This window comes from Streptomyces sp. Pv4-95 (assembly GCF_045782725.1).
In the GTDB taxonomy this organism is placed as follows: Bacteria; Actinomycetota; Actinomycetes; order Streptomycetales; family Streptomycetaceae; genus Streptomyces.
Window position 1 is genome coordinate 5,088,594 of record NZ_CP127172.1, and the last position, 25,180, is coordinate 5,113,773.

15 protein-coding genes and 3 rRNA genes are annotated in these 25,180 nt (G+C 67.8%); 11 read left to right on the forward strand and 7 right to left on the reverse strand.

What is annotated here, in order from left to right; genetic code table 11:
• Positions 1-24: 24 nt before the first annotated feature.
• Positions 25-1,185: an RDD family protein gene (locus QOM21_RS22320; protein WP_407552604.1), complete on the reverse strand. Its 1,161-nt coding sequence runs from the start codon at positions 1,183-1,185 to the stop codon at positions 25-27.
• A gap of 112 nt (positions 1,186-1,297) precedes the next feature.
• On the opposite strand from QOM21_RS22320, the gene QOM21_RS22325 reads away from it, so the two are divergent.
• From QOM21_RS22325 to rrf, 4 genes are all read left to right on the forward strand, one after another.
• Entirely contained in the window at positions 1,298-2,305 is a 1,008-nt protein-coding gene (locus QOM21_RS22325; RefSeq protein WP_407552606.1) for a stage II sporulation protein M, read from the forward strand.
• Between the two features lie 734 nt (positions 2,306-3,039).
• Positions 3,040-4,568, forward strand: a 16S ribosomal RNA gene (locus tag QOM21_RS22330).
• A 303-nt stretch (positions 4,569-4,871) separates the two neighbouring features.
• Positions 4,872-7,995: ribosomal RNA gene (locus QOM21_RS22335) — 23S ribosomal RNA — on the forward strand.
• A gap of 74 nt (positions 7,996-8,069) precedes the next feature.
• A 5S ribosomal RNA gene (gene rrf, locus QOM21_RS22340) occupies positions 8,070-8,186 on the forward strand.
• The 16S, 23S and 5S rRNA genes sit together here, the layout of an rRNA operon.
• Before the next feature lie 395 nt (positions 8,187-8,581).
• On the opposite strand, the gene QOM21_RS22345 is transcribed toward rrf, so the two are convergent.
• From QOM21_RS22345 to QOM21_RS22365, 5 genes are read right to left on the reverse strand one after another with little or no spacing between them, the layout of a single operon-like run.
• Positions 8,582-9,892 (reverse strand): DUF58 domain-containing protein, encoded by a 1,311-nt coding sequence (locus QOM21_RS22345; RefSeq protein WP_407552608.1) that lies wholly within the window; start codon positions 9,890-9,892, stop codon positions 8,582-8,584.
• Positions 9,893-9,899: 7 nt separating this feature from the next.
• Positions 9,900-10,865, reverse strand: coding sequence for an AAA family ATPase (locus tag QOM21_RS22350; RefSeq protein WP_407552610.1), 966 nt, complete (start codon positions 10,863-10,865; stop codon positions 9,900-9,902).
• Positions 10,846-12,072, reverse strand: coding sequence for a DUF4350 domain-containing protein (locus QOM21_RS22355; RefSeq protein WP_407552612.1), 1,227 nt, complete (start codon positions 12,070-12,072; stop codon positions 10,846-10,848). The genes QOM21_RS22350 and QOM21_RS22355 overlap by 20 nt, the downstream gene beginning before the upstream one ends.
• Positions 12,069-12,761, reverse strand: coding sequence for a DUF4129 domain-containing protein (locus QOM21_RS22360; RefSeq protein WP_407552614.1), 693 nt, complete (start codon positions 12,759-12,761; stop codon positions 12,069-12,071). Before QOM21_RS22360 ends, QOM21_RS22355 begins: the two co-directional genes overlap by 4 nt.
• Positions 12,762-12,765: 4 nt before the next feature.
• Positions 12,766-14,403 (reverse strand): hypothetical protein, encoded by a 1,638-nt coding sequence (locus QOM21_RS22365; protein WP_407552615.1) that lies wholly within the window; start codon positions 14,401-14,403, stop codon positions 12,766-12,768.
• Between the two features lie 152 nt (positions 14,404-14,555).
• On the opposite strand from QOM21_RS22365, the gene mtnA reads away from it, so the two are divergent.
• From mtnA to QOM21_RS22400, 7 genes are all read left to right on the forward strand, one after another.
• Positions 14,556-15,728, forward strand: coding sequence for an S-methyl-5-thioribose-1-phosphate isomerase (mtnA, locus tag QOM21_RS22370; RefSeq protein WP_407552617.1), 1,173 nt, complete (start codon positions 14,556-14,558; stop codon positions 15,726-15,728).
• Positions 15,725-16,402, forward strand: coding sequence for a two-component system response regulator MtrA (gene mtrA / locus QOM21_RS22375; protein ID WP_393897314.1), 678 nt, complete (start codon positions 15,725-15,727; stop codon positions 16,400-16,402). Before mtnA ends, mtrA begins: the two co-directional genes overlap by 4 nt.
• Position 16,403: 1 nt before the next feature.
• Complete coding sequence (gene mtrB / locus QOM21_RS22380) at positions 16,404-18,503, forward strand: MtrAB system histidine kinase MtrB (RefSeq protein WP_407552619.1); 2,100 nt, start codon at positions 16,404-16,406, stop codon at positions 18,501-18,503.
• 91 nt (positions 18,504-18,594) lie between these two features.
• Positions 18,595-20,448, forward strand: coding sequence for an LpqB family beta-propeller domain-containing protein (locus QOM21_RS22385; RefSeq protein ID WP_407555762.1), 1,854 nt, complete (start codon positions 18,595-18,597; stop codon positions 20,446-20,448).
• Between the two features lie 584 nt (positions 20,449-21,032).
• Positions 21,033-21,761 carry a ComF family protein gene (locus QOM21_RS22390; protein WP_407552620.1) on the forward strand — a complete coding sequence of 243 codons (729 nt, stop codon included), beginning with the start codon at positions 21,033-21,035 and terminating at the stop codon, positions 21,759-21,761.
• A gap of 320 nt (positions 21,762-22,081) precedes the next feature.
• On the forward strand, positions 22,082-22,774 hold the full coding sequence (gene hpf / locus QOM21_RS22395) for a ribosome hibernation-promoting factor, HPF/YfiA family (RefSeq protein ID WP_398560571.1): 693 nt from the start codon (positions 22,082-22,084) through the stop codon (positions 22,772-22,774).
• Positions 22,775-23,007: 233 nt separating this feature from the next.
• The gene (locus tag QOM21_RS22400) at positions 23,008-23,763 is read left to right on the forward strand and encodes a response regulator (RefSeq protein ID WP_407552622.1); all 756 of its coding nucleotides are present in this window, start codon (positions 23,008-23,010) and stop codon (positions 23,761-23,763) included.
• A 155-nt stretch (positions 23,764-23,918) separates the two neighbouring features.
• Here QOM21_RS22400 and QOM21_RS22405 read toward each other — a convergent pair whose 3' ends face one another.
• Entirely contained in the window at positions 23,919-25,112 is a 1,194-nt protein-coding gene (locus QOM21_RS22405) for a winged helix-turn-helix domain-containing protein (RefSeq protein ID WP_407552624.1), read from the reverse strand.
• Positions 25,113-25,180 lie beyond the last annotated feature (68 nt).

Genomic DNA, 25,180 nt, shown 5'->3' on the forward strand with positions numbered 1-25,180 from the left:
GCCCCCCGCTACAACCGCCCCTGGTCACACCGGCGGAGCGAACCCCGTGGGCCGCGCCTCACCACTACGGTCCTGCCCCTCCCCCTGAACCTCGCCGACCCGCTCCGCCCCATGCGACAGAGGCACCCCATGTGACACAGACGTGCCATACGGATACGGGGACGACGCCCCCTGCAGCCCGGGCACCCCAGGCCAAACCGCAGGCTCCGACACATCACTCACCCCCGGCCCACCCCCAGGCGCCGACCACCCACCGCCAGGCGCCCCCGCCAAGCGGCCCCCCGACGCAGACGCTGACGCACTCCCGGCCACCGAACCCGAACCCCCGTAAGCCACCGGTTCTCCCATCTCGGCCCGAGCCGGCGCGGCAGCCCCAACCCCGGCACCCACCGAATCGCCCTCGACAGCTCTCCCCGGCCCCCCGCCGGCCCCCCGCGCCCCGAATGCTCGCTTCGACTCCCGCGCCTGACGCTCGGCCACCACCGCGGCCAGATACCCCGCCGGGTGCACGCCCTGCGGCCCCGGCGCACCCGTGAACCCGCTCAGGTCGTCAACCAACCGGCCCGCCATCGCCCCACCCGCCTGCGGATCCAGTTGCCCCATCCGCATCAGGTACTGCCGCACCGCCAGCCACCATCCGTCCGGCACCCGCGACAGATCCAACGCTCCGACCTCGGCCATCAACCAGGGCGGCGGAGGTGGCCACTCCGCCCCAACCTCCGCTGCCGGGATCCGCTCCCGTATGACCAGCGTTCCGGCGAACACATCCCCGATCCGCCGGCCCCGCGCGGACACCAGCGAGGCCACCGAAGCCACCACCCCCATCGTCAGCACGATCTCGATGGCCCCCATAGCCCCACGCACCAGCGCGTGCCGGAACCGGATCGGCCCACCGTCCTCCCGCACGACCCGCAGCCCGCACATCAGCTTCCCCAGTGAACGGCCGTGGCTGAGCGTCTCGATCACGATCGGTATCCCGACCTGGACCAGTACGAAGGTCGCCACGGACACCGCAGCCACCGCGGCCGGGTCCATCGACGACGTCGCGCTCACCAGCAGCATCGACACCCCGATGTACAGCCCCCAGGCGACGGCCAGATCCACCGCCACAGCCAGCCCCCGACTCGGCAGCCTGGCCGGCCGAAGTCCCAGCACCACCGCTTCACCCGTGACGAGTTCGCTCACCCGAACCCACTCCCTCTCTCGTTCCCCGAAGCCCGCCCACCCGGTGCCGGACCCGGCCAGTCTGCCAAGCTGACCCTCACCCACCTGACGGCGCTGCGAGGAGCGACACCGTATGGACCTCGATGTCTTCGTTACGGCCCACCGCGCGGAATGGGACCGGCTCGAAGCCCTGCTGCGCCGCAGGCGTCGGCTCACCGGCGCCGAGGCCGACGAACTGGTGCTCCTCTACCAACGCGTGACGACCCACCTCTCCCTCCTCCTCTCCAGCGCCCCCGACCCCGCCCTGACCGGCCGACTCACCTCACTCGTGGCCCGTGCCCGCAGCGCGGTGACCGGCGCCCGCAAGGCTTCGTGGCGCGACACCGCGCGCTTCTTCACCACCGCCTTCCCCGCCGCGGTCTATCGCCTGCGCCGCTGGTGGATACCCACCGCGATCCTCTCCCTCGCGATCGCCGCCGTCATGGGCTGGTGGATCGCCACACACCCCGAGGTCCAGGCAGCCATCGGCGCCCCGCAGGAACTCCGCGAAATGACGCGCCCCGGCGGCGAATACGAGTCCTACTACTCCAGCCACCCCGCCGCGTCCTTCGCCGCCCAGGTATGGACGAACAACGCCCAAGCCGTCGCGCTCTGCCTCGTCCTGGGCGCGTTCGCCGGCGTCCCCGTCCTCTGGGTCCTCTTCCAGAACATGGTCAACCTGGGCGCAGGCATCGGCCTCATGTCCTCCGCAGGCCGCCTGGACACCTTCCTCGGCCTGATCCTTCCCCACGGCCTCCTCGAACTGACCGCCGTCTTCGTCGCGGCGGGCATCGGCCTGCGCCTGGGCTGGACCCTCGTCGACCCGGGGCCACGCACCCGGCGCACGGCCCTGGCGGAGGAGGGCCGAGCAGCCCTGGGCGTCGCCATCGGCCTAGCCGCGGTCCTCTTCGTCTGCGGCGTCATCGAAGGCTTCGTCACCCCCTCCGGCCTGCCCACCTGGACCCGGATCGGCATCGGAGTCGCCGCCGAAGTGGCCTTCCTCCTGTACGTCTACGTGCTGGGCGGCCGCGCCGTTCGTGCAGGTGAGACGGGCGACGTCAGCGCGAGCGACCGCGATGCCCCGGTGCCCACCGCAGCCTGATGTGCATCCGACCCCGCTGACCTGCTAATCTCCTCTTCTCCCCAGGAAACCCGTTGACACGGGACTCATGGGGAGGTAGATTCGAACGGTTGCAGGGGATCTGGACAGGTCCCCGCGCAAGGGTTAGTCTCTCCAACGCCTCGGCCTGGATCTCTCATTCGGCGAGGCATACCGACCACTTACCGGAAGTGCCGGTCGATTAATTCGACCGAATCCTTTCTGGTAAAGTCGGAAACAGCCGAAAGGCAATCCCCTCCGACGGGGAATCGGATGCAAATTCGGACCGGAAACGGAACGGACTGGATCTGATAGAGTCGGAAAGGCCGGAAAGCGAAAGCAAGAAGGCCAACCCCGCTCCAACAGGGGGCCGGAGACGGAAACGGATCTGGTAAGGTTGGAATCGCGAAGAAGCCGAAAGGACGAATCGCACCGGCGAAAATCAGGACCGCGAGGATCTGATAGAGTCGGAAACGCAAGACCGAAGGGAAGCGCCCGGAGAGCCTGGTGAAACAGGCACAAAGGAAGCGTCCGTTCCTTGAGAACTCAACAGCGTGCCAAAAGTCAACGCCAGATATGTTGATACCCCGTCCACCTCGGTGGATGAGGTTCCTTTGAAAGTCCATCCCGTCCATGTGGCGTGGGTGGCACACACAGCGAGGACGCTGTGAACGAGCAGACTTATTCCGTCCGCTCGTTCCGCTCTCGTGTGTGTTTCGCCGGATTACCGGCAAACATTCACGGAGAGTTTGATCCTGGCTCAGGACGAACGCTGGCGGCGTGCTTAACACATGCAAGTCGAACGATGAACCTCCTTCGGGAGGGGATTAGTGGCGAACGGGTGAGTAACACGTGGGCAATCTGCCCTTCACTCTGGGACAAGCCCTGGAAACGGGGTCTAATACCGGATACGACTACCGACCGCATGGTCTGGTGGTGGAAAGCTCCGGCGGTGAAGGATGAGCCCGCGGCCTATCAGCTTGTTGGTGGGGTGATGGCCTACCAAGGCGACGACGGGTAGCCGGCCTGAGAGGGCGACCGGCCACACTGGGACTGAGACACGGCCCAGACTCCTACGGGAGGCAGCAGTGGGGAATATTGCACAATGGGCGAAAGCCTGATGCAGCGACGCCGCGTGAGGGATGACGGCCTTCGGGTTGTAAACCTCTTTCAGCAGGGAAGAAGCGAAAGTGACGGTACCTGCAGAAGAAGCGCCGGCTAACTACGTGCCAGCAGCCGCGGTAATACGTAGGGCGCAAGCGTTGTCCGGAATTATTGGGCGTAAAGAGCTCGTAGGCGGCTTGTCACGTCGGATGTGAAAGCCCGGGGCTTAACCCCGGGTCTGCATTCGATACGGGCAGGCTAGAGTTCGGTAGGGGAGATCGGAATTCCTGGTGTAGCGGTGAAATGCGCAGATATCAGGAGGAACACCGGTGGCGAAGGCGGATCTCTGGGCCGATACTGACGCTGAGGAGCGAAAGCGTGGGGAGCGAACAGGATTAGATACCCTGGTAGTCCACGCCGTAAACGTTGGGAACTAGGTGTGGGCGACATTCCACGTCGTCCGTGCCGCAGCTAACGCATTAAGTTCCCCGCCTGGGGAGTACGGCCGCAAGGCTAAAACTCAAAGGAATTGACGGGGGCCCGCACAAGCAGCGGAGCATGTGGCTTAATTCGACGCAACGCGAAGAACCTTACCAAGGCTTGACATACACCGGAAACGCCTGGAGACAGGCGCCCCCTTGTGGTCGGTGTACAGGTGGTGCATGGCTGTCGTCAGCTCGTGTCGTGAGATGTTGGGTTAAGTCCCGCAACGAGCGCAACCCTTGTTCTGTGTTGCCAGCATGCCCTTCGGGGTGATGGGGACTCACAGGAGACTGCCGGGGTCAACTCGGAGGAAGGTGGGGACGACGTCAAGTCATCATGCCCCTTATGTCTTGGGCTGCACACGTGCTACAATGGCCGGTACAATGAGCTGCGATACCGCGAGGTGGAGCGAATCTCAAAAAGCCGGTCTCAGTTCGGATTGGGGTCTGCAACTCGACCCCATGAAGTCGGAGTTGCTAGTAATCGCAGATCAGCATTGCTGCGGTGAATACGTTCCCGGGCCTTGTACACACCGCCCGTCACGTCACGAAAGTCGGTAACACCCGAAGCCGGTGGCCCAACCCCTTGTGGGAGGGAATCGTCGAAGGTGGGACTGGCGATTGGGACGAAGTCGTAACAAGGTAGCCGTACCGGAAGGTGCGGCTGGATCACCTCCTTTCTAAGGAGCATTTCTTACCGACTTCGGTTGGTCAGAGGCCACTTCGTCGGCAAATGTTCGACGGTGGTTGCTCATGGGTGGAACGTTGACTATTCGGCACATTCGGTTGGTTGTCATTAGTACTGCTTCGGCGTGGAACGTGAGGATGGATCGGGTGGGCCGGGCACGCTGTTGGGTATCTGAGGGTACGGACTTTCGAGTCTGGACCTTCGTGATGCCGGCCCCAGTGAACTCGCCTTGTGTGGCGGGGTGATGGGTGGCTGGTCGTTGCTTGAGAACTGCACAGTGGACGCGAGCATCTGTGGCCAAGTTTTTAAGGGCGCACGGTGGATGCCTTGGCACCAGGAACCGATGAAGGACGTGGGAGGCCACGATAGGCCCCGGGGAGCTGTCAACCAAGCTTTGATCCGGGGGTGTCCGAATGGGGAAACCCGGCAGTCGTCATGGGCTGTCACCCGCTGCTGAACACATAGGCAGTGTGGAGGGAACGCGGGGAAGTGAAACATCTCAGTACCCGCAGGAAGAGAAAACAACCGTGATTCCGGGAGTAGTGGCGAGCGAAACCGGATGAGGCCAAACCAGTCACGTGTGATACCCGGCAGGGGTTGCGTGGTTGGGGTTGTGGGAGTTCTCTTTCATCGTCTGCCGGCGATGAGGCAAGTCAGAAACCGTTGGTGTAGGCGAAGGGCATGCGAAAGGCCCGGCGTAGAGGGTAAGACCCCCGTAGCTGAAACATCAACGGCTTGCTTGAGAACCACCCAAGTAGCACGGGGCCCGAGAAATCCCGTGTGAATCTGGCGGGACCACCCGTTAAGCCTAAATATTCCCTGGTGACCGATAGCGGATAGTACCGTGAGGGAATGGTGAAAAGTACCGCGGGAGCGGAGTGAAATAGTACCTGAAACCGTGTGCCTACAAGCCGTGGGAGCGTCGCTGTATGTGCTTGCACATGCAGTCGTGACTGCGTGCCTTTTGAAGAATGAGCCTGCGAGTTTGCGGTATGTTGCGAGGTTAACCCGTGTGGGGAAGCCGTAGCGAAAGCGAGTCCGAATAGGGCGTTGAGTAGCGTGCCCAAGACCCGAAGCGGAGTGATCTAGCCATGGGCAGGTTGAAGCGGAGGTAAGACTTCGTGGAGGACCGAACCCACCAGGGTTGAAAACCTGGGGGATGACCTGTGGTTAGGGGTGAAAGGCCAATCAAACTCCGTGATAGCTGGTTCTCCCCGAAATGCATTTAGGTGCAGCGTCGTGTGTTTCTTGCCGGAGGTAGAGCACTGGATAGGCGATGGGCCCTACCGGGTTACTGACCTTAGCCAAACTCCGAATGCCGGTAAGTGAGAGCGCGGCAGTGAGACTGTGGGGGATAAGCTCCATGGTCGAGAGGGAAACAGCCCAGAGCATCGACTAAGGCCCCTAAGCGTGTGCTAAGTGGGAAAGGATGTGGAGTCGCAGAGACAACCAGGAGGTTGGCTTAGAAGCAGCCATCCTTGAAAGAGTGCGTAATAGCTCACTGGTCAAGTGATTCCGCGCCGACAATGTAGCGGGGCTCAAGCACACCGCCGAAGTCGTGTCATTGCAGTACATACCCCCAACGGGGACTGTGATGGGTAGGGGAGCGTCGTGTGCCGGGTGAAGCAGCCGTGGAAACGAGTTGTGGACGGTTCACGAGTGAGAATGCAGGCATGAGTAGCGATACACACGTGGGAAACGTGTGCGCCGATTGACTAAGGGTTCCTGGGTCAAGCTGATCTGCCCAGGGTAAGTCGGGACCTAAGGCGAGGCCGACAGGCGTAGTCGATGGACAACCGGTTGATATTCCGGTACCCGCTTTGAAGCGCCAAACATTGAATCAGGCGATGCTAAGTCCGTGAAGCCGGCCTGGAGTCTTCGGACAAAGGGACGTGGTGGAGCCGACGAACCAGACTTGTAGTAGGTGAGTGATGGGGTGACGCAGGAAGGTAGTCCAGCCCGGGCGGTGGTTGTCCCGGGGTAAGGGTGTAGGCCGTGTGGTAGGTAAATCCGTCACACGTTAAGGCTGAGACCTGATGCCGAGCCGATTGTGGCGAAGTGGATGATCCTATGCTGTCGAGAAAAGCCTCTAGCGAGTTTCATGGCGGCCCGTACCCTAAACCGACTCAGGTGGTCAGGTAGAGAATACCGAGGCGTTCGGGTGAACTATGGTTAAGGAACTCGGCAAAATGCCCCCGTAACTTCGGGAGAAGGGGGGCCATTTCTGGTGATCCGATTTACTCGGTGAGCTGGGGGTGGCCGCAGAGACCAGCGAGAAGCGACTGTTTACTAAAAACACAGGTCCGTGCGAAGCCGTAAGGCGATGTATACGGACTGACGCCTGCCCGGTGCTGGAACGTTAAGGGGACCGGTTAGTCACATTTCGGTGTGGCGAAGCTGAGAACTTAAGCGCCAGTAAACGGCGGTGGTAACTATAACCATCCTAAGGTAGCGAAATTCCTTGTCGGGTAAGTTCCGACCTGCACGAATGGCGTAACGACTTCTCGACTGTCTCAACCATAGGCCCGGTGAAATTGCACTACGAGTAAAGATGCTCGTTTCGCGCAGCAGGACGGAAAGACCCCGGGACCTTTACTATAGCTTGATATTGGTGTTCGGTTCGGCTTGTGTAGGATAGGTGGGAGACTTTGAAGCAGCCACGCCAGTGGTTGTGGAGTCATTGTTGAAATACCACTCTGGTCGTGCTGGATGTCTAACCTGGGTCCGTGATCCGGATCAGGGACAGTGTCTGGTGGGTAGTTTAACTGGGGCGGTTGCCTCCTAAAGAGTAACGGAGGCGCCCAAAGGTTCCCTCAGCCTGGTTGGCAATCAGGTGTTGAGTGTAAGTGCACAAGGGAGCTTGACTGTGAGACTGACGGGTCGAGCAGGTACGAAAGTAGGGACTAGTGATCCGGCGGTGGCTTGTGGAAGCGCCGTCGCTCAACGGATAAAAGGTACCCCGGGGATAACAGGCTGATCTTCCCCAAGAGTCCATATCGACGGGATGGTTTGGCACCTCGATGTCGGCTCGTCGCATCCTGGGGCTGGAGTCGGTCCCAAGGGTTGGGCTGTTCGCCCATTAAAGCGGTACGCGAGCTGGGTTTAGAACGTCGTGAGACAGTTCGGTCCCTATCCGCTGTGCGCGTAGGAGTATTGAGAAGGGCTGTCCCTAGTACGAGAGGACCGGGACGGACGAACCTCTGGTGTGCCAGTTGTCCTGCCAAGGGCATGGCTGGTTGGCTACGTTCGGAAAGGATAACCGCTGAAAGCATCTAAGCGGGAAGCCTGCTTCGAGATGAGTACTCCCACCCCCTTTGAGGGGTTAAGGCTCCCAGTAGACGACTGGGTTGATAGGCCAGATATGGAAGACCGGTAACGGTTGGAGTTGACTGGTACTAATAGGCCGAGGGCTTGTCCTCAGTTGCTCGCGTCCACTGTGTAGGTTCTGAAGTAACGACCTGTGTTTTTGCCGGGTTGGTTAACTTCATAGTGTTTCGGTGGTCATTGCGTTAGGGAAACGCCCGGTTACATTTCGAACCCGGAAGCTAAGCCTTTCAGCGCCGATGGTACTGCAGGGGGGACCCTGTGGGAGAGTAGGACGCCGCCGAACAATCTTTGTGTGTAAGCCCCGTGGGAACTTCGGTTCCTGCGGGGCTTACACGCGTTTCCGGAACGTTTTACGCCGGCGTTGGCTCCGGTGCTCGTGTTAGCGCGCTGTACCGCTGACCTCAATGCGTCCCTGAAGCCGCAAGTGCGAGGGCTGAGCTGGGGCGTCCGTCCGGTACGCACTGCGTTGTGGTGGGAATTGCTACGTCGGAGTGGGCGAGGGTTCCCGGATTTACGGCTCTCCCTCGGCACTGCACGAATGGCATCGCCGCTCTAGGTGCGGAAATGACGCCAGCCAGCACAACCTGGCTGGCGTGCACGCGGGACGCGGAAGTCTCCGGGCAGGGGATGGTGGTCAGAGCTAGGGCTCTGACCTTTGTGGTGTGGCTGGGGGCGTTGTTAGAGGCGACCGGCGGACTTGAGGGCCAGGTAGGCGTCGGCCAGGTCAGGGGCCAAGTGGGACGGCGTGGAGTCGATGACCGTGATGCCGTGGCGTCGGAGGCGGTCGGCGGTGTGGCGGCGATCGGCGCGGGTCTGCTCCGCGGCTGCGGCCTCGTACACGGCCTGGGGCGTATGACGGCCGGCGGCCATTTCCTCGATGCGAGGGTCGGTCACGGCAGCGACGATGAGCTCATTGCGTTTGGTCAAGCCGGGAAGGACGGGCAGGAGCGCTTCCTCTACGGGGGCGGTGTCCAAGCCTGTGAAGAGCACGATGAGGGAGCGGCGCGAGGTACGGCGGTGGATCGCTGCGGCAAGGCCACGGGCGTCCGCCTCGACGAGTTCGGGCTCCAGGGGCGCCAGGGCATTGGTCAGCGCCGGGAGGAGATCTTGCGCGGTCTTGCCTTGTACCGACGCTCGTACGCGACGGTCGTAGGCGAGGAGATCGACATGGTCGCCGGCGCGGGCGGCGAGGGCGCCGAGCAGTAGGGCGGCGTCCATGAATGCGTCGAGGCGGGGAACGTCACCGACTCTGCCGGCGGAGGTGCGCCCGGTCTCCAGGACCAGCAGGATGCGGCGATCGCGTTCCGGGCGCCAGGTGCGAACTGCGACGCTCTGGCGTCGAGCGGTGGCGCGCCAGTCGATGGATCGGGTGTCGTCGCCAGGCGTGTAGTCACGCAAGCTGTCGAATTCTGTGCCCTCACCGCGGGTCAGGATGCTGGTGCGGCCGTCGAGCTCGCGGAGCCGGGCGAGCTTGGCGGGGAGGTGCTTGCGGCTGGCGAAGGGCGGCAGCACGCGCAGAGTCCACGGGACGTCGTGGCTTCCCTGCCGCGCTGCCAGGCCCAGCGGACCGAACGAGCGGACCGTGACGCGGACGGCATGGTGGTCGCCGCGTCGGGTCGGGCGGAGGACGGTCGTCAGGCGACGGCGCTCTGAGCCGGGGATGCGTACGGAGTGGCGGGCTGCGGTGATGTCCGAGCCGGGCGCGTAGGAGCTCGGGGGCCAGGCGTCGCGGAGCTGGGCGCGCAGCGTGCGGCGGTCCGCGTTGGTCACGGTCAGGTGCGTTTGGGCTTCGCCTGTTAGTCGAACGGTTGTGTCACCGGTTCGGGTGAAATGGAGCTTTCGTACTGGCGCGGCGAGTGCCAGGTCGCACAAGATTGCTATCAGCAGGGCGAGTTGGACGGTGAGGATGCCGAGCCAGCCGGGGAGTAGGAAGCCGACGAAGAGGGCTCCGAGTGCGGAGAGGAGCGCGGTGCGTCCGGTAAGGGTCACGGCGTTGTCAGCGGGGGACGGGGAGGTGGGCGAGCACGGCGTTGATCACGGAGTCTGCGGTGACCCCTTCCATCTCCGCTTCGGGGCGGAGCTGGACGCGGTGGCGGAGCGTGGGGAGAGCGAGGGCTTTGACGTCGTCGGGGGTGACGTAGTCGCGGCCGGTGAGCCATGCCCAGGCGCGTGACGTGGAGAGCAGTGCAGTGGCACCTCGGGGGGATACACCGAGGGAGAGCGAGGGGGATTCGCGAGTGGCACGACAGATATCGACGATGTAGCCGGTGACTTCGGGGGAGACGGCGGTCTTGGCCACGGCGTCTCGTGCTGCGTCGAGGTCAGCGGCGGAGGCGACCGGGCGTAGCCCTGCGGATACGAGGTCACGGGGGCTGAAGCCGTCGGCGTGACGCGTGAGGATGTCGATCTCGTCCTGCCGGGCCGGCAGCGGGACCGTCAGTTTCAGCAGGAAGCGGTCGAGTTGGGCCTCAGGCAGCGGATAGGTGCCCTCGTACTCCACGGGGTTCTGAGTGGCTGCGACGAGGAAGGGCTCGGGCAGCGGGCGGGGAGTGCCGTCGACGGTTACCTGGCGCTCTTCCATTGCTTCGAGGAGGGATGCCTGGGTCTTGGGAGGCGTCCGGTTGATCTCGTCGGCAAGAAGGAGGTTGGTGAAGACGGGGCCGGGCTGGAAGGAGAATTCGGCGCTGCGTGAGTCGTAGACCAAGGAACCGGTGACGTCGCTCGGCATCAGGTCGGGGGTGAACTGCACGCGCTTGGTGTCGAGTTCGAGGGTTGCCGACAAGGCGCGGACTAGCAGGGTCTTGGCGACGCCCGGGACGCCTTCGAGGAGGACATGCCCGCGGCAGAGCAGCGCGACGACCAGACCGGTGACGGCAGGGTCCTGGCCGACGACGGCCTTGGCTATCTCGGTGCGCAGGGCCTCGAGGGAGGCTCGGGCGCTCTCAGCGGTCGGGGTGCTCACGGGGGGCGTGCCTCTCTTGGGAAACGATCGATATTTCGAGTGCGTCGAGCTGGTCGGCCAGGAGCACAAGTGCCTTGTCGTCCTCGGGGGTCGGGCCGAAGAGCAGCGCGTGCGCGTCGGGCTCGGCGCCGGCGGTGGACAGGCGTGCGTGCAGGGCCGGAAGAAGGACGTCGGGGGTGTGGGCGTGTGTGGGGGACACACCGAGGAGGGGAGCGAGCCGGCTGCGGGTTGCGGAGCGCAGTACGGCCGAGGCCCGGTCGCGGGCGTTGGCCTGTTCGTAGAGGCGCGCATGGCCCTCGGTGGTCTCGGCTGCCGGGACCGTGACCGGGAGGCGTTCGTGCACCAGGGGGCCGAGACGGCGGGCGCGCCAGAACGCTGCGATGACGGCTGCGAAGAGGAGTTGGAGGAGGCTCCAGTTCCAGCCGGCGGGGATGAGGTCGAGGAAGCTGCGTTGGTCGTCAGAAATGGACGAGGGGTCGCCGAGGGAGGGGAGGTACCAGACCAGATGCTTGTGCGCACCGAGGAGTTGGAGGGCAAGCGAGGCATTGCCGTGCTCGGCGAGGTGCTGGTTGTAGAGGAAGTCGGTAGAGCCGAGAAGGACGGTGTCGCGGCCGGCGGCGGAGGCCGGCAGGCGCAGCAGGGTGGGCAGACCGTCGATGAGGTAGCAGGCGTCGGTCGCGCCGCCGGGTGCCGTGTAGCGCAGGCCGCCCAGCAGGGCGGTTCCGGCGCGTCGTGCGACGGGGGAGGAGCAGAGAGGGCGGCGCGGCGAGATGTCTACCGGCGACTCCGCTCGTACTCCCGGAGCCAAGGCTTCGAGGGCGGCGGTTCCGGGGGCGAGCAGCACGGTGCGGCCGGTGGCGTGCCCGGTCGCGGTGTGGAGCTCGGAGAGCTGGCGCTTGGTCAGGACGTCGGGCTGGGTGACGAGGAGGGTGGTGTCGGGGCCGGCCGCGGCGGCGACTTCCTCGGATGTGGTGACGACCTGGCTGGTGACGCCGTGGGCGGCGAGCAGTCGGGCCATTGCCTGGCTCCCGGGGCGGTCCGGGGAGCGGGGATCGAGGCGGCCGTGTTGTTGGCCGGACTGCAGGGCTGCGAGCGCGACGCCGGTGATGACGAGCACGAGGAGTGCGAGCAGCAGACCGCGGGACCGGGTCCACAAGCGGCGGGTGTTCGGCGAGAGCGCGGTGGTGGGCGTGGTGGCCGTGGTCATCCGCGGCTCCTGGGGGCGGCATCGGCCAGGTGGGGCTTCGCGTGCTGGAGGTCTGCGTCCAGGGCGCTCAGAAGGGCGTACTCGTCTTCCGTACCGGGGCGGCTGCCGTATGTGACGTCGTCGAAGGTGCGGGCCGCGGCGCGCAGTCGGTCGGCGTGTGCCGGCAGCGGGCGGGCGGCTTCGGCAGCCGCTTCATCGGCGGTACGGCCGGGGCCGGGTGTGAGCAGGGCGCGCTCCTCCAGGGCGAGGACGATCGCGCGCATGCGTTCCTGGATCGCCGCGCTCCATCGGCCCTCGGCGGCGTGGCCGTCGGCGGCCGAACGGTGTTCGGCCGCCGTGCGGGGAGTGTGCGAGAAGAGTGCTCCGGCGGTGGTCGGTGTGCGGCGCACGGCTCCCAGCCGCAGTCGGAGCGCCACCACCAGAAGCAGCACGAAGGCGCCGATGGCGAGGAGCCCGATCCATCCGCCTGGTGTGGCGCCCGAGGCCGCCTGGAAAAGATCGTCGACGCGATCCCAGAACCAAGTCAGCGCGCGTTGGATCGGGTTGGGGTCGTGCTGGTGGTATCGAGGGTCGGACAGCTCGCGTTCCGCCGCTTCACGGGCCGGAACACGAGGAGTCCGCACGGGTATGTCGTCTCCGGAGCGCGCTATGAGGCGTCCGACCGCGGTGCTGCTCCCCGCCGTGGTCACCGCATCAGCTTCCTGGTGCGGCGTCGGTGGGGCCCTGCGCGGGGTTGTCCCCGCCGTCGCCGGGGCGTTGAGGGGCTTCGGCGTCGGCTCGGTCGCCGCTGGTCGGACGGCTGTCGGCCGTACCGCCGTGGGCGGGGGTGACGTCGGCCGGTGCATCACCGGCGGGAGCGCTGTCGGCAGGCGTGCCGTCGGCGGTGGTGTGGGGAGCCGGGTGGGTGTCGGCAGCGTTTCCGTCCGCTGCGCTGGAGCGCTCGGCCGGGGTGTCCTCGGACGCAATGTCCTTGGCCGGGGCGCCCTCGGTTGCTTCGGGAGCGGCCGAGGGGCCCTGCGCCGGGGGCTCCGTGTAGGCGGGGAGCCCTGCGGCACGGGCCAGTTCGAGGTCGAGCGCCTCACGTCGGATGCGCTGGTCCATGTACAGGAGCGCGGTGACGCCCGCGCTGATCGGGAAGGTGATGGTGGAGCTGATGACGGCGCCGACGCCGAGCACGGTCAGGAACGTCCAACTGCTGCCGTCCGTCGTGCCGTTCGCCCAGTCCATGAGGCTCTCGCCGCCGACGAGGAAGGCGACGAGGGTGGCCGGGATCTGGACGATGAACTCGACGATGACGATCAGCAGGTAGGCCAGCAGCTGGACCCCCAGCACCCGCCACCACGTGCCGCGTACGAGCTTGGCGGACCGGCGCATGGAGGCGACGACGCCCTGCTTCTCCAGCATCAGCGCAGGGGAGGCCAGGCTGTAGCGGACCCACAGCCAGATGCTCACCACAGAGGCGGCGGCACCGCCGATCAGGGTGAGGAAGAGGCCGCTGTCCACGCTGCCCGTCGAGGCGAGGACGAGTCCGGGGGCCAGGCCGACCACGAAGACAACCGTGACGAGGAGGGGAAGCAGGACGAGCAGGCCGAGGAGGCGCGGGAGTTGGGCGCGGGCCTCGTGCCAAGCCGTCGACGTGGTCACCGGGCGGCCCAGTACGGCACGGCTGACGACCATGGTCAGCAGCCCGGTGGCGATGATCGTGGCGAGCAGGCCGATCAGCGAGGTGATGCCGGTGCCGACGAGAGAATTGCCGGCTTCCCGCAGGGTCTGGCCGAGCGGCGTGCCGGAGCGCTCGTCCAGGGTGGGGGCGCGGCCGGCGTCCTTGAACCACAGTCCGGTGACGAGGGTGACGGCCGTCTGCGAGACGACCGCGACGACGAGGGAGATGCCGAGCACGGTGCGCCAGTGGGCGCGCATGGTGGAGACCGCGCCGTCGAGGATCTCGCCGATGCCGAGCGGGCGCAGCGGGATCACACCGGGCTGCGCGGCGGGCGGCGTCGGTGCCCAGCCGGTACCCCAGCCCGGTCCGCCTCCCCAGGAGGGCTGACTGCCGGATCCGGGCTGCCCGCTTCCGCCGGCCTGGCCGACGCGCGATCGGCCACCGGCGCGGCTGCGGCTGCCCGGGCCGTCGGGTCCGCCGCTCTGGCCGGGGATGCCCGTCGGAGCCGACCACTTTCCGGGGGGCGGCTGCTCCTTGGACCAGTTCGGCGCGGGCGGCTGCTCGGCGGAGTTGGGGCGGCCCTCCGGGGCGGTCTGCTCCTGGGTGCCGCGGTCCGGCTCGTCGGAGGGGGCGGATCCGGGCGAGGCCCAGCCCGGAGAGTTGTTCATCGTCGCTCCTTCTTGCTGCCCTTCGGCCGGGGCGGCCGGGGTCCAGGGTCCGCGGTGGCAGTCATCGTGTCATGGCGTGTGGCGTTGTGTACCCGTGCCCTGAGAGCTGGGGGACCTTCTGTTCGAGGGGCTGTCGGCGGCAGACTGAGCGGATGGCCGATCAGTACGAGGTATCCGAGGTGGGCGTCGAGGCGCTCACAGTCCCGTCGTTGCGTTGGGAGGAGCTGCCCGAGGGGCCCGTCGTGGTCCTTCTTGACCAGACTCGGCTGCCGGTGGAGGAGGTCGAGTTGGTCTGCACCGACGTACCCGCGCTGGTGCAGGCGATTCGGACCCTGGCCGTGCGCGGGGCTCCGCTGCTGGGCATCGCGGGCGCGTACGGCGTCGCGCTGGCCGCGGCGCGGGGCTTCGACGTGGAGGACGCGGCGGAGACGTTGGCGCATGCCAGGCCCACCGCGGTCAACCTGGGGTACGGCGTGCGGCGGGCGGTCGGCGCCTATCGCGAGGCGGCGGCCGGCGGGGCAGGCCCGGAGGCGGCCGCAGCGGCGGCCCTGGCCGAGGCGCACGCCGTGCGTGCGCAGGAGGTCGACTCCAGCAAGCGGATGGCGGAACACGGTCTGGCGCTGCTGGGCGAGCTGCTTCCCGGTGGGGGTCACCGCATCCTCACGCACTGCAATACGGGGGCCCTGGTCTCCGGGGGCGAGGGGACCGCCCTGGCCGTGGCGCTTGCGGCGCACCGGGCCGGCGAGCTGCGCCGGCTGTGGGTGGACGAGACGCGGCCGCTCTTGCAGGGGGCGCGGCTGACCGCGTACGAGGCGGCGCGCACGGGGATGGCGTACACCGTGCTGTCGGACGGGGCGGCGGGATCGCTGTTCGCGGCCGGTGAGGTGGACGCGGTGCTGATCGGCGCGGACCGGATCGCGGCGGACGGCTCGGTCGCCAACAAGGTCGGGAGCTATCCGCTGGCGGTGCTGGCGCGATACCACCACGTTCCGTTCGTGGTGGTGGCGCCGCTCAGCACGGTGGATCTGCAGACGCAGGACGGCGCGGGCATCGAGGTGGAGCAGCGACCGGGCCATGAGGTGACGGAATTCTCGTTGCCGCATGCGCAGGGTGCCGGGGCCGAGCCGGGGACCGGGATCCCGGTGGCCCCGCTGGGCGCTCAGGCCTACAACCCGGCCTTCGACGTCACTCCGCCGGAGCTGGTGACGGCGGTCGTGACGGAGGCCGGAGTGGTGTCTCCGGTGACCCGTGAGGGCCTTGCGGAGATGTGTTCCACGTCACGATGGGGAACGTCACGATCAGGTAATGGGATGATGGCCAAATGAAGGGACGCGTCCTGGTCGTCGACGACGACACCGCACTGGCAGAGATGCTCGGCATCGTGCTGCGTGGCGAAGGCTTTGAACCGTCGTTTGTGTCGGACGGTGACAAAGCGCTGGCCGCCTTCCGGGAGACCAAGCCCGATCTTGTGCTGCTCGACCTGATGCTGCCCGGACGGGACGGCATCGAGGTGTGCCGGCTGATCCGGGCGGAGTCCGGGGTGCCGATCGTCATGCTGACCGCCAAGAGCGACACCGTGGATGTGGTCGTCGGGCTCGAATCGGGTGCGGACGACTACATCGTCAAGCCGTTCAAGCCCAAGGAGCTGGTCGCCCGCATCCGGGCCCGGCTGCGGCGTTCCGAGGAGCCGGCTCCCGAGCAGCTCTCCATCGGTGACCTCGTCATCGATGTGGCGGGTCACTCCGTGAAGCGGGACGGGCAGTCCATCGCGCTGACCCCGCTGGAGTTCGATCTGCTGGTGGCGCTGGCCCGCAAGCCGTGGCAGGTCTTCACGCGTGAGGTGCTGCTGGAGCAGGTCTGGGGCTACCGGCACGCCGCCGACACCCGTCTGGTCAATGTCCACGTGCAGCGACTGCGTTCCAAGGTCGAGCGGGATCCGGAGCGGCCGGACATCGTGGTGACCGTGCGCGGGGTCGGCTACAAGGCCGGGCCCAGCTGAGATGAGTCGGGACGGTTTCGCCCCGGAGGGAAAGCGGGGGCGCACCGTCAACCCGGCGGGCAAAATGTCCTTTTCGGGTAGGTTGGTCGCCCGTTTGTTGCGGGGCGGCCAGCTCCTGCCGGACGGCGCGGTGAGCGGGCCCGTCCACCCCTTGCTTCGGCTCTTCAGCCGCTGGGTTCGGCGTCCGCTGCTGTCCGCCCTGCGGCTGTGGCGGCGCAACATCCAGCTGCGGGTGGTCGCGACCACCCTGCTGATGTCGCTGGCGGTGGTGCTGCTGCTCGGTGTCGTGGTGGTCGGGCAGGTCCGCAACGGCCTGCTCACCGCCAAGGCCCAGGCCGCCCAGAGCCAGGCGGTGGGCGGCTTCGGTGTCGCTCAGAAGCTGGCCGACGGCGGCGACGACACCCGGCCCGACGACGGCACCCGCGCCGGCAGCCGCGGCACCCAGGACTCCGCGACCTGGCTGACGAGCCTGGTCGAGCAGCTCGCCAGTGGCGGGCAGGGCGTCTTCTCGGTCGTCGCGCTCAGCTCCGACTCCGACGAGCCGTTCGGCGACTCCAGCCCCGGTACCCGCGGGCCGCGCGCCTCCGGGGACGTCGATCCCGAGCGGAGCGTGCCCGCCGACCTGCGGCGGAAGCTGGAGACCAAGGCGGGGACGTTCCGCCAGTACACCGAGATCAAGCGCATCGGGTCCGACGACGGCGTCCCGGCGCTCATCATCGGCAAGCGCCTCAACGATGTAAACAGCAACCAATACCAGCTCTACTACCTTTTCCCGTTCAGTCAGGAAGAGGAGTCGCTGAAGCTGGTGACCGGCACGCTCGCGACCGCCGGGGTGTTCGTCGTGATCCTCCTCGGCGCGATCGCCTGGCTGGTGGTGCGGCAGGTCGTCACGCCCGTACGGATGGCCGCGGGCATCTCCGAGCGGCTGGCCGCCGGCCTCCTCCAGGAGCGGATGAAGGTCACCGGCGAGGACGACATCGCGCGGCTCGGCGAGTCCTTCAACAAGATGGCGCAGAACCTCCAGGTCAAGATCCAGCAGCTGGAAGAACTGTCCCGGATGCAGCGCCGCTTCGTCTCCGACGTCTCGCACGAGCTGCGGACGCCGCTGACGACCGTACGGATGGCGGCCGACGTCATCCATGAGGTGCGCGACGAGTTCGACCCCGCCACCGCGCGCTCGGCCGAGCTGCTGCGCGGACAGCTCGACCGCTTCGAGTCGCTGCTCGCGGAGCTGCTGGAGATCAGCCGGTTCGACGCGGGCGCGGCCGCGCTGGAGGCCGAGCCGACGGATCTGCGCGATGTCGTGCACCGCGTCATCGAGGGCGCCGAGCCGCTCGCCGAGGCCAAGGGCACCAGGATCGTGGTGCGCGGCGGCGAGCAGCCGGTGATCGCCGAGGCCGACCCGCGAAGGGTCGAGCGCGTGCTGCGCAACCTCGTGGTCAACGCCGTCGAGCACGGTGAGGGCGAGGATGTGGTCGTACGGCTGGCGTCCGGGGGCGGCAAGAGCGGCGGCGCGGTGGCCATCGCGGTGCGCGACTACGGCGTCGGCCTCAAGCCCGGCGAGGCGACGCGGGTCTTCAACCGCTTCTGGCGCGCGGACCCGGCACGGGCCCGTACGACGGGCGGCACGGGCCTCGGCCTGTCCATCGCCGTCGAGGACGCCCGTCTGCACGGCGGCTGGCTGCAGGCATGGGGCGAGCCGGGCGGTGGTTCGCAGTTCCGCCTGACGCTGCCCCGTACGGCAGGCGAGACGCTGCGCGGCTCCCCGATACCGCTGGAGCCGGACGACTCCCGGCGCAACCGGGGGCTGGACGACGCCGGCCGGCCGCATCCCGGCGTCGGCAGCAAGCCCTCCACCATCCCCGTGCAGCCCGGCGCCATCGAGCCGCGCACCTCGGCCCGGCCGACGGCCGACCCGGCGGCGCTGCCCGGCAGCGGCGCACGTGTGGTGGCCCAGGGCGAGGACGTACGCGGTGCGGACGCGGCGCAGGGCCGGGACGCGGACAGTGACGACCTGTCCGCGGACCGCGCGAGCGCCGGCAGCGCGGAGCAGAAGGCAGGGCGTGGCGCGGATCGGGAAGGCGGGCTGCGTGAACACTGAGCACGGGGACGAGCGGCGGACGAGCGCGGACGGTCCGGCGCCCGCCCGCTCCGACGCCGGGACCTGGGCTGGTGGCCTGGCAGGTCGCCGCATCCGCTTCCGGGGCGGCAGGGCCTCCCGGCCTTCGTCGCGCGCGGGGCGCAAGTTCGCGCTGCTCGGCTGTGCGGCGGCGCTGCTGGCCGGTTGCGCGTCGATGCCGGACGACGGGGACGTCAAGGCGGTCGAGCAGTCGCCGCGCGCCGAGGGGGACTCGCAGGTGCGGGTCTACGGTGTGCCTCCGCAGGACGGCGCGCAGCCGACCAATATCGTCCGCAGCTTCCTCGACGCGACGACCAGCGACGAGGCGGACTTCCGTACGGCCACGCAGTATCTGGCCAAGTCGGCCAAGCGGACCTGGCAGCCGTTCCAGGCGACCAACGTCCTCCAGGAGCGCCCCAAGGCCGAGCCGACGGTGCAGCCCAACCGCGAGGACGGCAAGGGCTACACGGTCACGCTCTCCGGCACCCAGGTGGCGACGGTCGACGACAACCACGCCTACACCCCTGAGGAGAAGCCGTACCGCCGGACGATCCACCTCATCAAGGAGGGGAATCAGTGGCGCATCGACCGGCTGCCCAACGGACTGGTGCTCGGGCAGTCCGACTTCCAGCGGATCTACCGCTCGGTGAACAAGTACTACTTCGCGTCCTACAACACCGAGGCGGGGCAGCCGAAGGCGGGCCGGAACGTACTCGTCGCCGACCCCGTCTACCTGCGCCAGCGCATAGAGCCGATCAAGGCCAGCGTGGAGGCCCTGCTGGCGGGGCCGACGAACTGGCTCCACCAGGTGACGACCTCGGAGTTCCCGACGGGCACCCGGCTCGCCGCCCGTGATCTGTCCCTGGACGACTCCAACGCTCTACGGGTCAAGCTCAGCAAGCAGGCGGTCAACACCGACACCGGCCAGTGCAAGCGGATGGCGGCCCAACTGTTCTTCACCGTCCAGGACATGACACGGGCATCGAAGATCAGCGAGGTGGAGATCCAGGACAACAGCGGCAACTCGCTGTGCTCGCTGACCCAGGAACAGGCCGACCGCGACTTCGCCCCGTCCCGCCAGGCCGGGCACTCGGCGAGCGAATACTTCATCGACGCCGACCACCGGGTCGTCGCCATGTCGGACACCGCGACGAAACCCACTCCGGTGCAAGGACCGTTCGGCACCGGCAAGACCCCGCTGCGCTCCGTGGCGATCTCGCGCGGTGAGACCACCGCGGCAGGAGTGTCGAGCGACGGACGCTCGCTCTACGTCGCCGACATGGAGGACGGCATCGAACGCGGCGGCTCCTTGCTGACCAGCGGCGCTTCGGCCAAGAACCCCCAGAACGGGCTGACCGCGCCGAGCTGGGACGGCCTGGGCGACCTGTGGATCGCGGACCGCGACACGCACGGCTCCCGGCTGCTGCGGATGCGCGAGGGCAAGGGCGACCCGGAGGCGGTGGCGGTGCCCGGGCTCGGCAAGCGGCAGATCAAGGCGATCCGCGTCGCCTCGGACGGCATCCGGATCGCGATGCTGGTGGAGGACAAGGGGCGTACGACGCTCCAGCTCGGCCGCGTCGAGCGCGGCGGATCGGCGGATCACCCGGTGCTGTCGGTGCAGGAACTGCGCCCGATCGCGCCGCAGTTGGAAGACGTGGTGGCGGCGTCCTGGGCAGGCGGCAGCCGGCTGGTGGTCGTCGGCCGGGAGTCCGGCGGAGTGCAGCAGATGCAGTTCATGGAGACGGACGGTTCGGCATCGAACGCGCAGACCCTGCCCGGCGTCAACGGTGTGAAGGCGGTGGCTGCCTCGGAGGACGAGAACAGACCGCTCATCGCCGACGCCACCGAGGGAATCGTGCGGCTGCCCCCGGACGCGAACTGGAAGACCGTGGCGAAGGACGGCACCGCGCCGGTCTACCCGGGCTGAGACGGCCCGCCGCCGGGCGGAGGATGTCGGGCTGACGGCCGTAGGGCGTAGGAGCTGCCGGTCAGTACGGGCGCCGGTCGTACGAGCGCCGGAGGCGCAGGCACGGACGGGCGGCGCCGGGGGTTTCCGGGGCTGCGCGGCGGGTCGATCGCGGCGGTGGCCGTGGGCGCCCGGGTTTCCAGGCGCTGACGCGGTCCTGGCGGGAGCGCTGCCGAGGCGGCCCCGGCGTGGTTGCGCGCCCGGTACGGCACCCGTCCGGGCGCGACGCTCCCGTACGGCGTGCGAGCTATCGCTCAGCCCTCGCCACACGCGTCGGCGACCGACCGATCGACCTGCCGCTTTCCCTTCCCGCTCCGTGCCTGACGCCCTCAGGTGGCCTCGGCCGCTCGGCCCCTTGGTCTTCTCGGCAACGCCGCGCCATTCGACGTCCCGGTGTGTCCGCCCCTCGTGGCTTTCCCTCCCGCCAGTCCGCCCTCGCTTGCCCCGCCCATCCCGTATACCCGAATACCCCGACGTCCCCGGTGGTCACAGCCGTGTTTTCCACAGGGGTGGTGGGCGGGCGCGGTCGGCGGGACAGTGGAGTCATGCGGGGGCTGTGGAGAGAACTTGCCGGGCTGGTGCTGCCGGTCGACTGCGCAGGGTGCGGGCGACCGCGTACGGAGCTGTGCGCGCAGTGCCGGCGGGCTCTGGCGCGCGGCGGGCGCGGTGCGCGGCGGGTGCGGCCCGAGCCGAAGCCCGCCGGACTGCCCCGGGTGTGGGCCGGCGCGCCCTACGCCGACGAGGTGCGGGCGGTGCTGCTGGCGCACAAGGAGCGCGGCGCCCTGCGACTTGCGGCGCCGCTGGGAGCGGCGTTGGCCGGGGCGGTACGCGGTGTCGGCGCCGGCGGGAGACCGAGAAGCGGGCAGGGCGGCAGTGGGCCGCTGGTGCTGGTCCCGGTGCCCTCGGCGCGCAGATCCGTGGCAGGGCGCGGCCATGATCCGGTGCGCAGGATCGCGCTGGCCGCGGCGGGCGAGTTGCGGCGGACGGGCGCTGGGGCACGGGTGCTGGCGGTGCTGCGGCAGCGCCGTGCGGTGGCCGATCAGGCGGGGCTGAGCGCCCGGGAGCGGCTGGCGAATGTCAGCGGTGCCCTGGAGGTGCCGGACCGGGTCGGGAGGCTGCTGGCGGGGCCTCCAGTGGTGCTGGTGGATGACCTGGTGACGACGGGCGCCACGCTCGCCGAGGCGGCACGGGCCCTCGGGACTGCCGGGGGCAGAGTGGCCGGGGCGGCCGTGGTGGCGGCGCCACGCAGTGCTTTCGTCACGGACTGGAACTGAACAAAGGAGTTCGTCGTTGCAGGTATTGAGGACAAAAAGTCACCCGAACGGAGCCCGACGCTCCGAGGGGGTGTCGACACCCGTCCAGGAGAGCTATGTTCGGTTGTGAGGACTGGCGGACGCTTTGCCTCAGATGTCGTGATGCATGCGATAAAGGGCATTTGCAGAGACCCTGAAGTCGTGGGAATGGGGATCTCATCCTCGGGGGAGGAGGAGGTGAAGGTCGCCAAGTCCGAGGCTTCGGCACCCACCGAAGCCTGGTGCAAGAAGGAATCGCTCCGTCCAGCGAGCGGCGGGGCGATCCGGGAACGGAGTTCTGCGTGGACATCGTCGTCAAGGGCCGCAAGACCGAGGTGCCCGAGCGGTTCCGCAAGCACGTGGCCGAGAAGCTGAAGCTGGAGAAAGTCCAGAAGCTCGACGGCAAGGTGATCAGCCTGGACGTCGAGGTGTCCAAGGAGCTTAATCCGCGGCAGGCCGACCGTTCCGACCGAGTGGAGATCACTCTCCGCTCCCGCGGCCCGGTGGTCCGGGCCGAGGCGGCCGCAGCCGATCCGTACGCCGCTCTCGACCTGGCAACGGCCAAGTTGGAAGCGCGCCTGCGGAAGCAGCACGACAAGCGTTACTCCCGTCGCGGCAGCGGGCGCATCCCCGCGAGTGATGTCGCCGGCAGCGTCCCCGACGCCGCGATTTTGAACACCAACGGTGAACTGGCCGCCGACACGGCGACCGAGCAGAGGGTGCCGACCAAGAAGATCGGCTCCCTGGAGGTCCAGGGTGAAGGACCCCTGATCGTCCGCGAGAAGACGCACTCCGCAACCCCCATGACGCTCAACCAGGCCCTCTACGAGATGGAGTTGGTCGGCCACGACTTCTATCTCTTCGTCGACGCCGAGAACAAGCAACCGAGCGTCGTCTACCGGAGGCACGCCTACGACTACGGCGTCATCCATCTGAATCCCGACTCGTTCGGAGAGGAAGAGCCCGGCGGCGCGGGGGGCGCGCTCGGCGGCTGAAACCCACCCGTTCGGTGCCCCCGGCGTACGCCGGGGGCACCATCGTGCCTGCTGAAACCCGGAGTTGAAGCCGTATAGTGTTTGTGCCGGCCGGGGGAGAATGTGAGCACGAAACGGCGCCACGCCGGGGAGGCGGTCGTATGGCAGTGATCGGGCTGGCCGCAAGGGGCTGTAGTCAACCAGCCTTATTCCAAGCTCAGGCCCTTCGGCCGAGTAGTTGACGGGGAGGAACGATGGGGGACAGTTTCGGGCCCGTGCGTGACCACGCGGACGACCGCGGAAGCGATGCCGGGGACGGCGACGCGGAGGGCGCGGGCGCGCCCCGCAAGGAGCCGATCCGTGTCCTGGTGGTGGACGATCACGCGCTCTTCCGACGGGGCCTGGAGATCGTTCTTGCCCAGGAGGAGGACATCCAGGTCGTCGGCGAGGCCGGGGACGGCGCGGAGGCGGTCGACAAGGCCGCGGACCTGCTTCCCGACATCGTGCTGATGGACGTAAGGATGCCCAAGCGCGGCGGCATCGAGGCCTGCACCTCCATCAAGGAAGTGGCCCCCAGCGCGAAGATCATCATGCTGACGATCAGCGACGAAGAGGCCGATCTCTACGACGCGATCAAGGCCGGCGCCACCGGCTACCTCCTCAAGGAGATCTCCACCGACGAGGTGGCCACGGCGATCCGTGCCGTCGCGGACGGCCAGTCGCAGATCAGTCCGTCGATGGCCTCCAAACTCCTGACGGAGTTCAAGTCGATGATCCAGCGGACGGACGAGCGCCGGCTGGTGCCCGCGCCCCGGCTCACCGACCGTGAGCTGGAAGTGCTCAAGCTCGTCGCCACGGGCATGAACAACCGCGATATCGCCAAGGAACTCTTCATCTCCGAGAACACGGTGAAGAACCACGTCCGCAACATCCTGGAGAAGCTGCAACTGCACTCCCGGATGGAAGCGGTGGTGTATGCGATGCGGGAAAAGATCCTCGAAATCCGATAGCGCGGACGCCCGATGGCGGCGGTCTGCGGTCTGCTCTGCGTCCTGTGGACTGCGGTGGGCGCCTCGTGCAGGTGATGCCCTCGGGGACACAAGTGCCCTCCCTCGGCGCTCGGTAGCCCCGAAGGTGGCAGGCGTCGTTCGGGCGTGCGTTCCGGTCAGTCGCCGATGCGGGTGATTTCCGTGCGGAGGGCGGCAGCTGTCGCGGGGTCGTCGCAGCGTTCCAGGCGGACGGAGTCGCAGCCGACCCAGGAAGCCGCTTCATGGAGTGCCCGGGCCATGGCCGGCACGGCCTTGACGCCCTCAAGCGAGACCTGGCGGGCGACGAGTGTGGAGCCCTCGCGGGCCGGGTCGACCCGGCCGACCAACCGGCCGCCGGAAAGCAGCGGCATCGCGAAGTAGCCGTGTATCCGCTTGGGGCGTGGGACGTATGCCTCCAGGCGGTGGGTGAAGTCGAAGATCCGCTCCGTGCGCGGCCGGTCCCAGATGAGGGAGTCGAACGGCGAGAGCAGCGTCGTGCGGTGCCGGCCGCGGGGTGACTCCGCCAGTGCGGCCGGGTCGGCCCAGGCGGGCTTCCCCCAGCCCTCGACCTCTACGGGGACCAGGCCCGAGTCGGCGACGACGGCATCGACCTGCTCCGTCCGCAGGCGGTGGTAGTCGGCGAGGTCCGCGCGGGTGGCCACCCCCATCGCGACGCCTGCCTGGGCGACCAGACGGCGCAGGCACTCGGTGTCGTCGAGGTCGTCCTTCAGCAGCCGTTCCGGCACGGCTCGCTCGGCGAGGTCGTACACCCGCTTCCAGCCACGGCGCTCGGTGCAGACCACCTCGCCGATCATCAGGGCCCGCTCCACGGCGATCTTCGCGTCGCTCCAGTCCCACCAGGGGCCGCCGTTCTTTGCGCCGCCGAGCTCCGTGGCCGTCAGGGGGCCCTCGGCGGTGAGCTGGGCGAGCACCGCGTCGTACGCGGCCTGCGGCAGGTCGTGGTGCCACTTGCGGCGGGCGCGGTAGGCGCGGCGGCGGAAGGCGAAGAGCGGCCATTCCTCGATCGGCAGGATGCAGGCCGCGTGCGACCAGTATTCGAAGCTGTGGGTGTCGGTCCAGTAGGCGGCCTCGACGGTGGAGCGGCCGGTCGCGCCGAGGCGGGCGTAGGGCACCAGCTCATGGGAGCGGGCCAGCACGGAGATCGTGTCCAGCTGCACCGCGCCCAGATGCCGCAGCACGCCGCGCACACCTGCCCGGCGGTCCGGGGCGCCCAACAGGCCCTGCGCGCGCAAGGCGATGCGGCGGGCGTCGTCGTGCGACAGGGAGATCTCGGGGCTGTGGTGCGGTGTGCGCTGCGTCACGGCGGTCATGCGGAAAGGGTAGGGGCGACCACTGACAACGGCCGCGGAATCGGCGGCGGGCCTGCCCTTGTAGGACC

Bases quoted from the DNA above. Each gene is read 5' to 3' on its own strand.
- QOM21_RS22325 (WP_407552606.1), top strand. From the start codon at position 1,298: ATGGACCTCGATGTCTTCGTTACGGCCCACCGCGCGGAATGGGACCGG.
- QOM21_RS22355 (WP_407552612.1), bottom strand. From the start codon at position 12,072: ATGACCACGGCCACCACGCCCACCACCGCGCTCTCGCCGAACACCCGC.
- QOM21_RS22365 (WP_407552615.1), bottom strand. From the start codon at position 14,403: ATGAACAACTCTCCGGGCTGGGCCTCGCCCGGATCCGCCCCCTCCGAC.
- mtnA (WP_407552617.1), top strand. From the start codon at position 14,556: ATGGCCGATCAGTACGAGGTATCCGAGGTGGGCGTCGAGGCGCTCACA.
- mtrA (WP_393897314.1), top strand. From the start codon at position 15,725: ATGAAGGGACGCGTCCTGGTCGTCGACGACGACACCGCACTGGCAGAG.
- mtrB (WP_407552619.1), top strand. From the start codon at position 16,404: ATGAGTCGGGACGGTTTCGCCCCGGAGGGAAAGCGGGGGCGCACCGTC.
- QOM21_RS22390 (WP_407552620.1), top strand. From the start codon at position 21,033: ATGCGGGGGCTGTGGAGAGAACTTGCCGGGCTGGTGCTGCCGGTCGAC.
- QOM21_RS22400 (WP_407552622.1), top strand. From the start codon at position 23,008: ATGGGGGACAGTTTCGGGCCCGTGCGTGACCACGCGGACGACCGCGGA.
- QOM21_RS22405 (WP_407552624.1), bottom strand. From the start codon at position 25,112: ATGACCGCCGTGACGCAGCGCACACCGCACCACAGCCCCGAGATCTCC.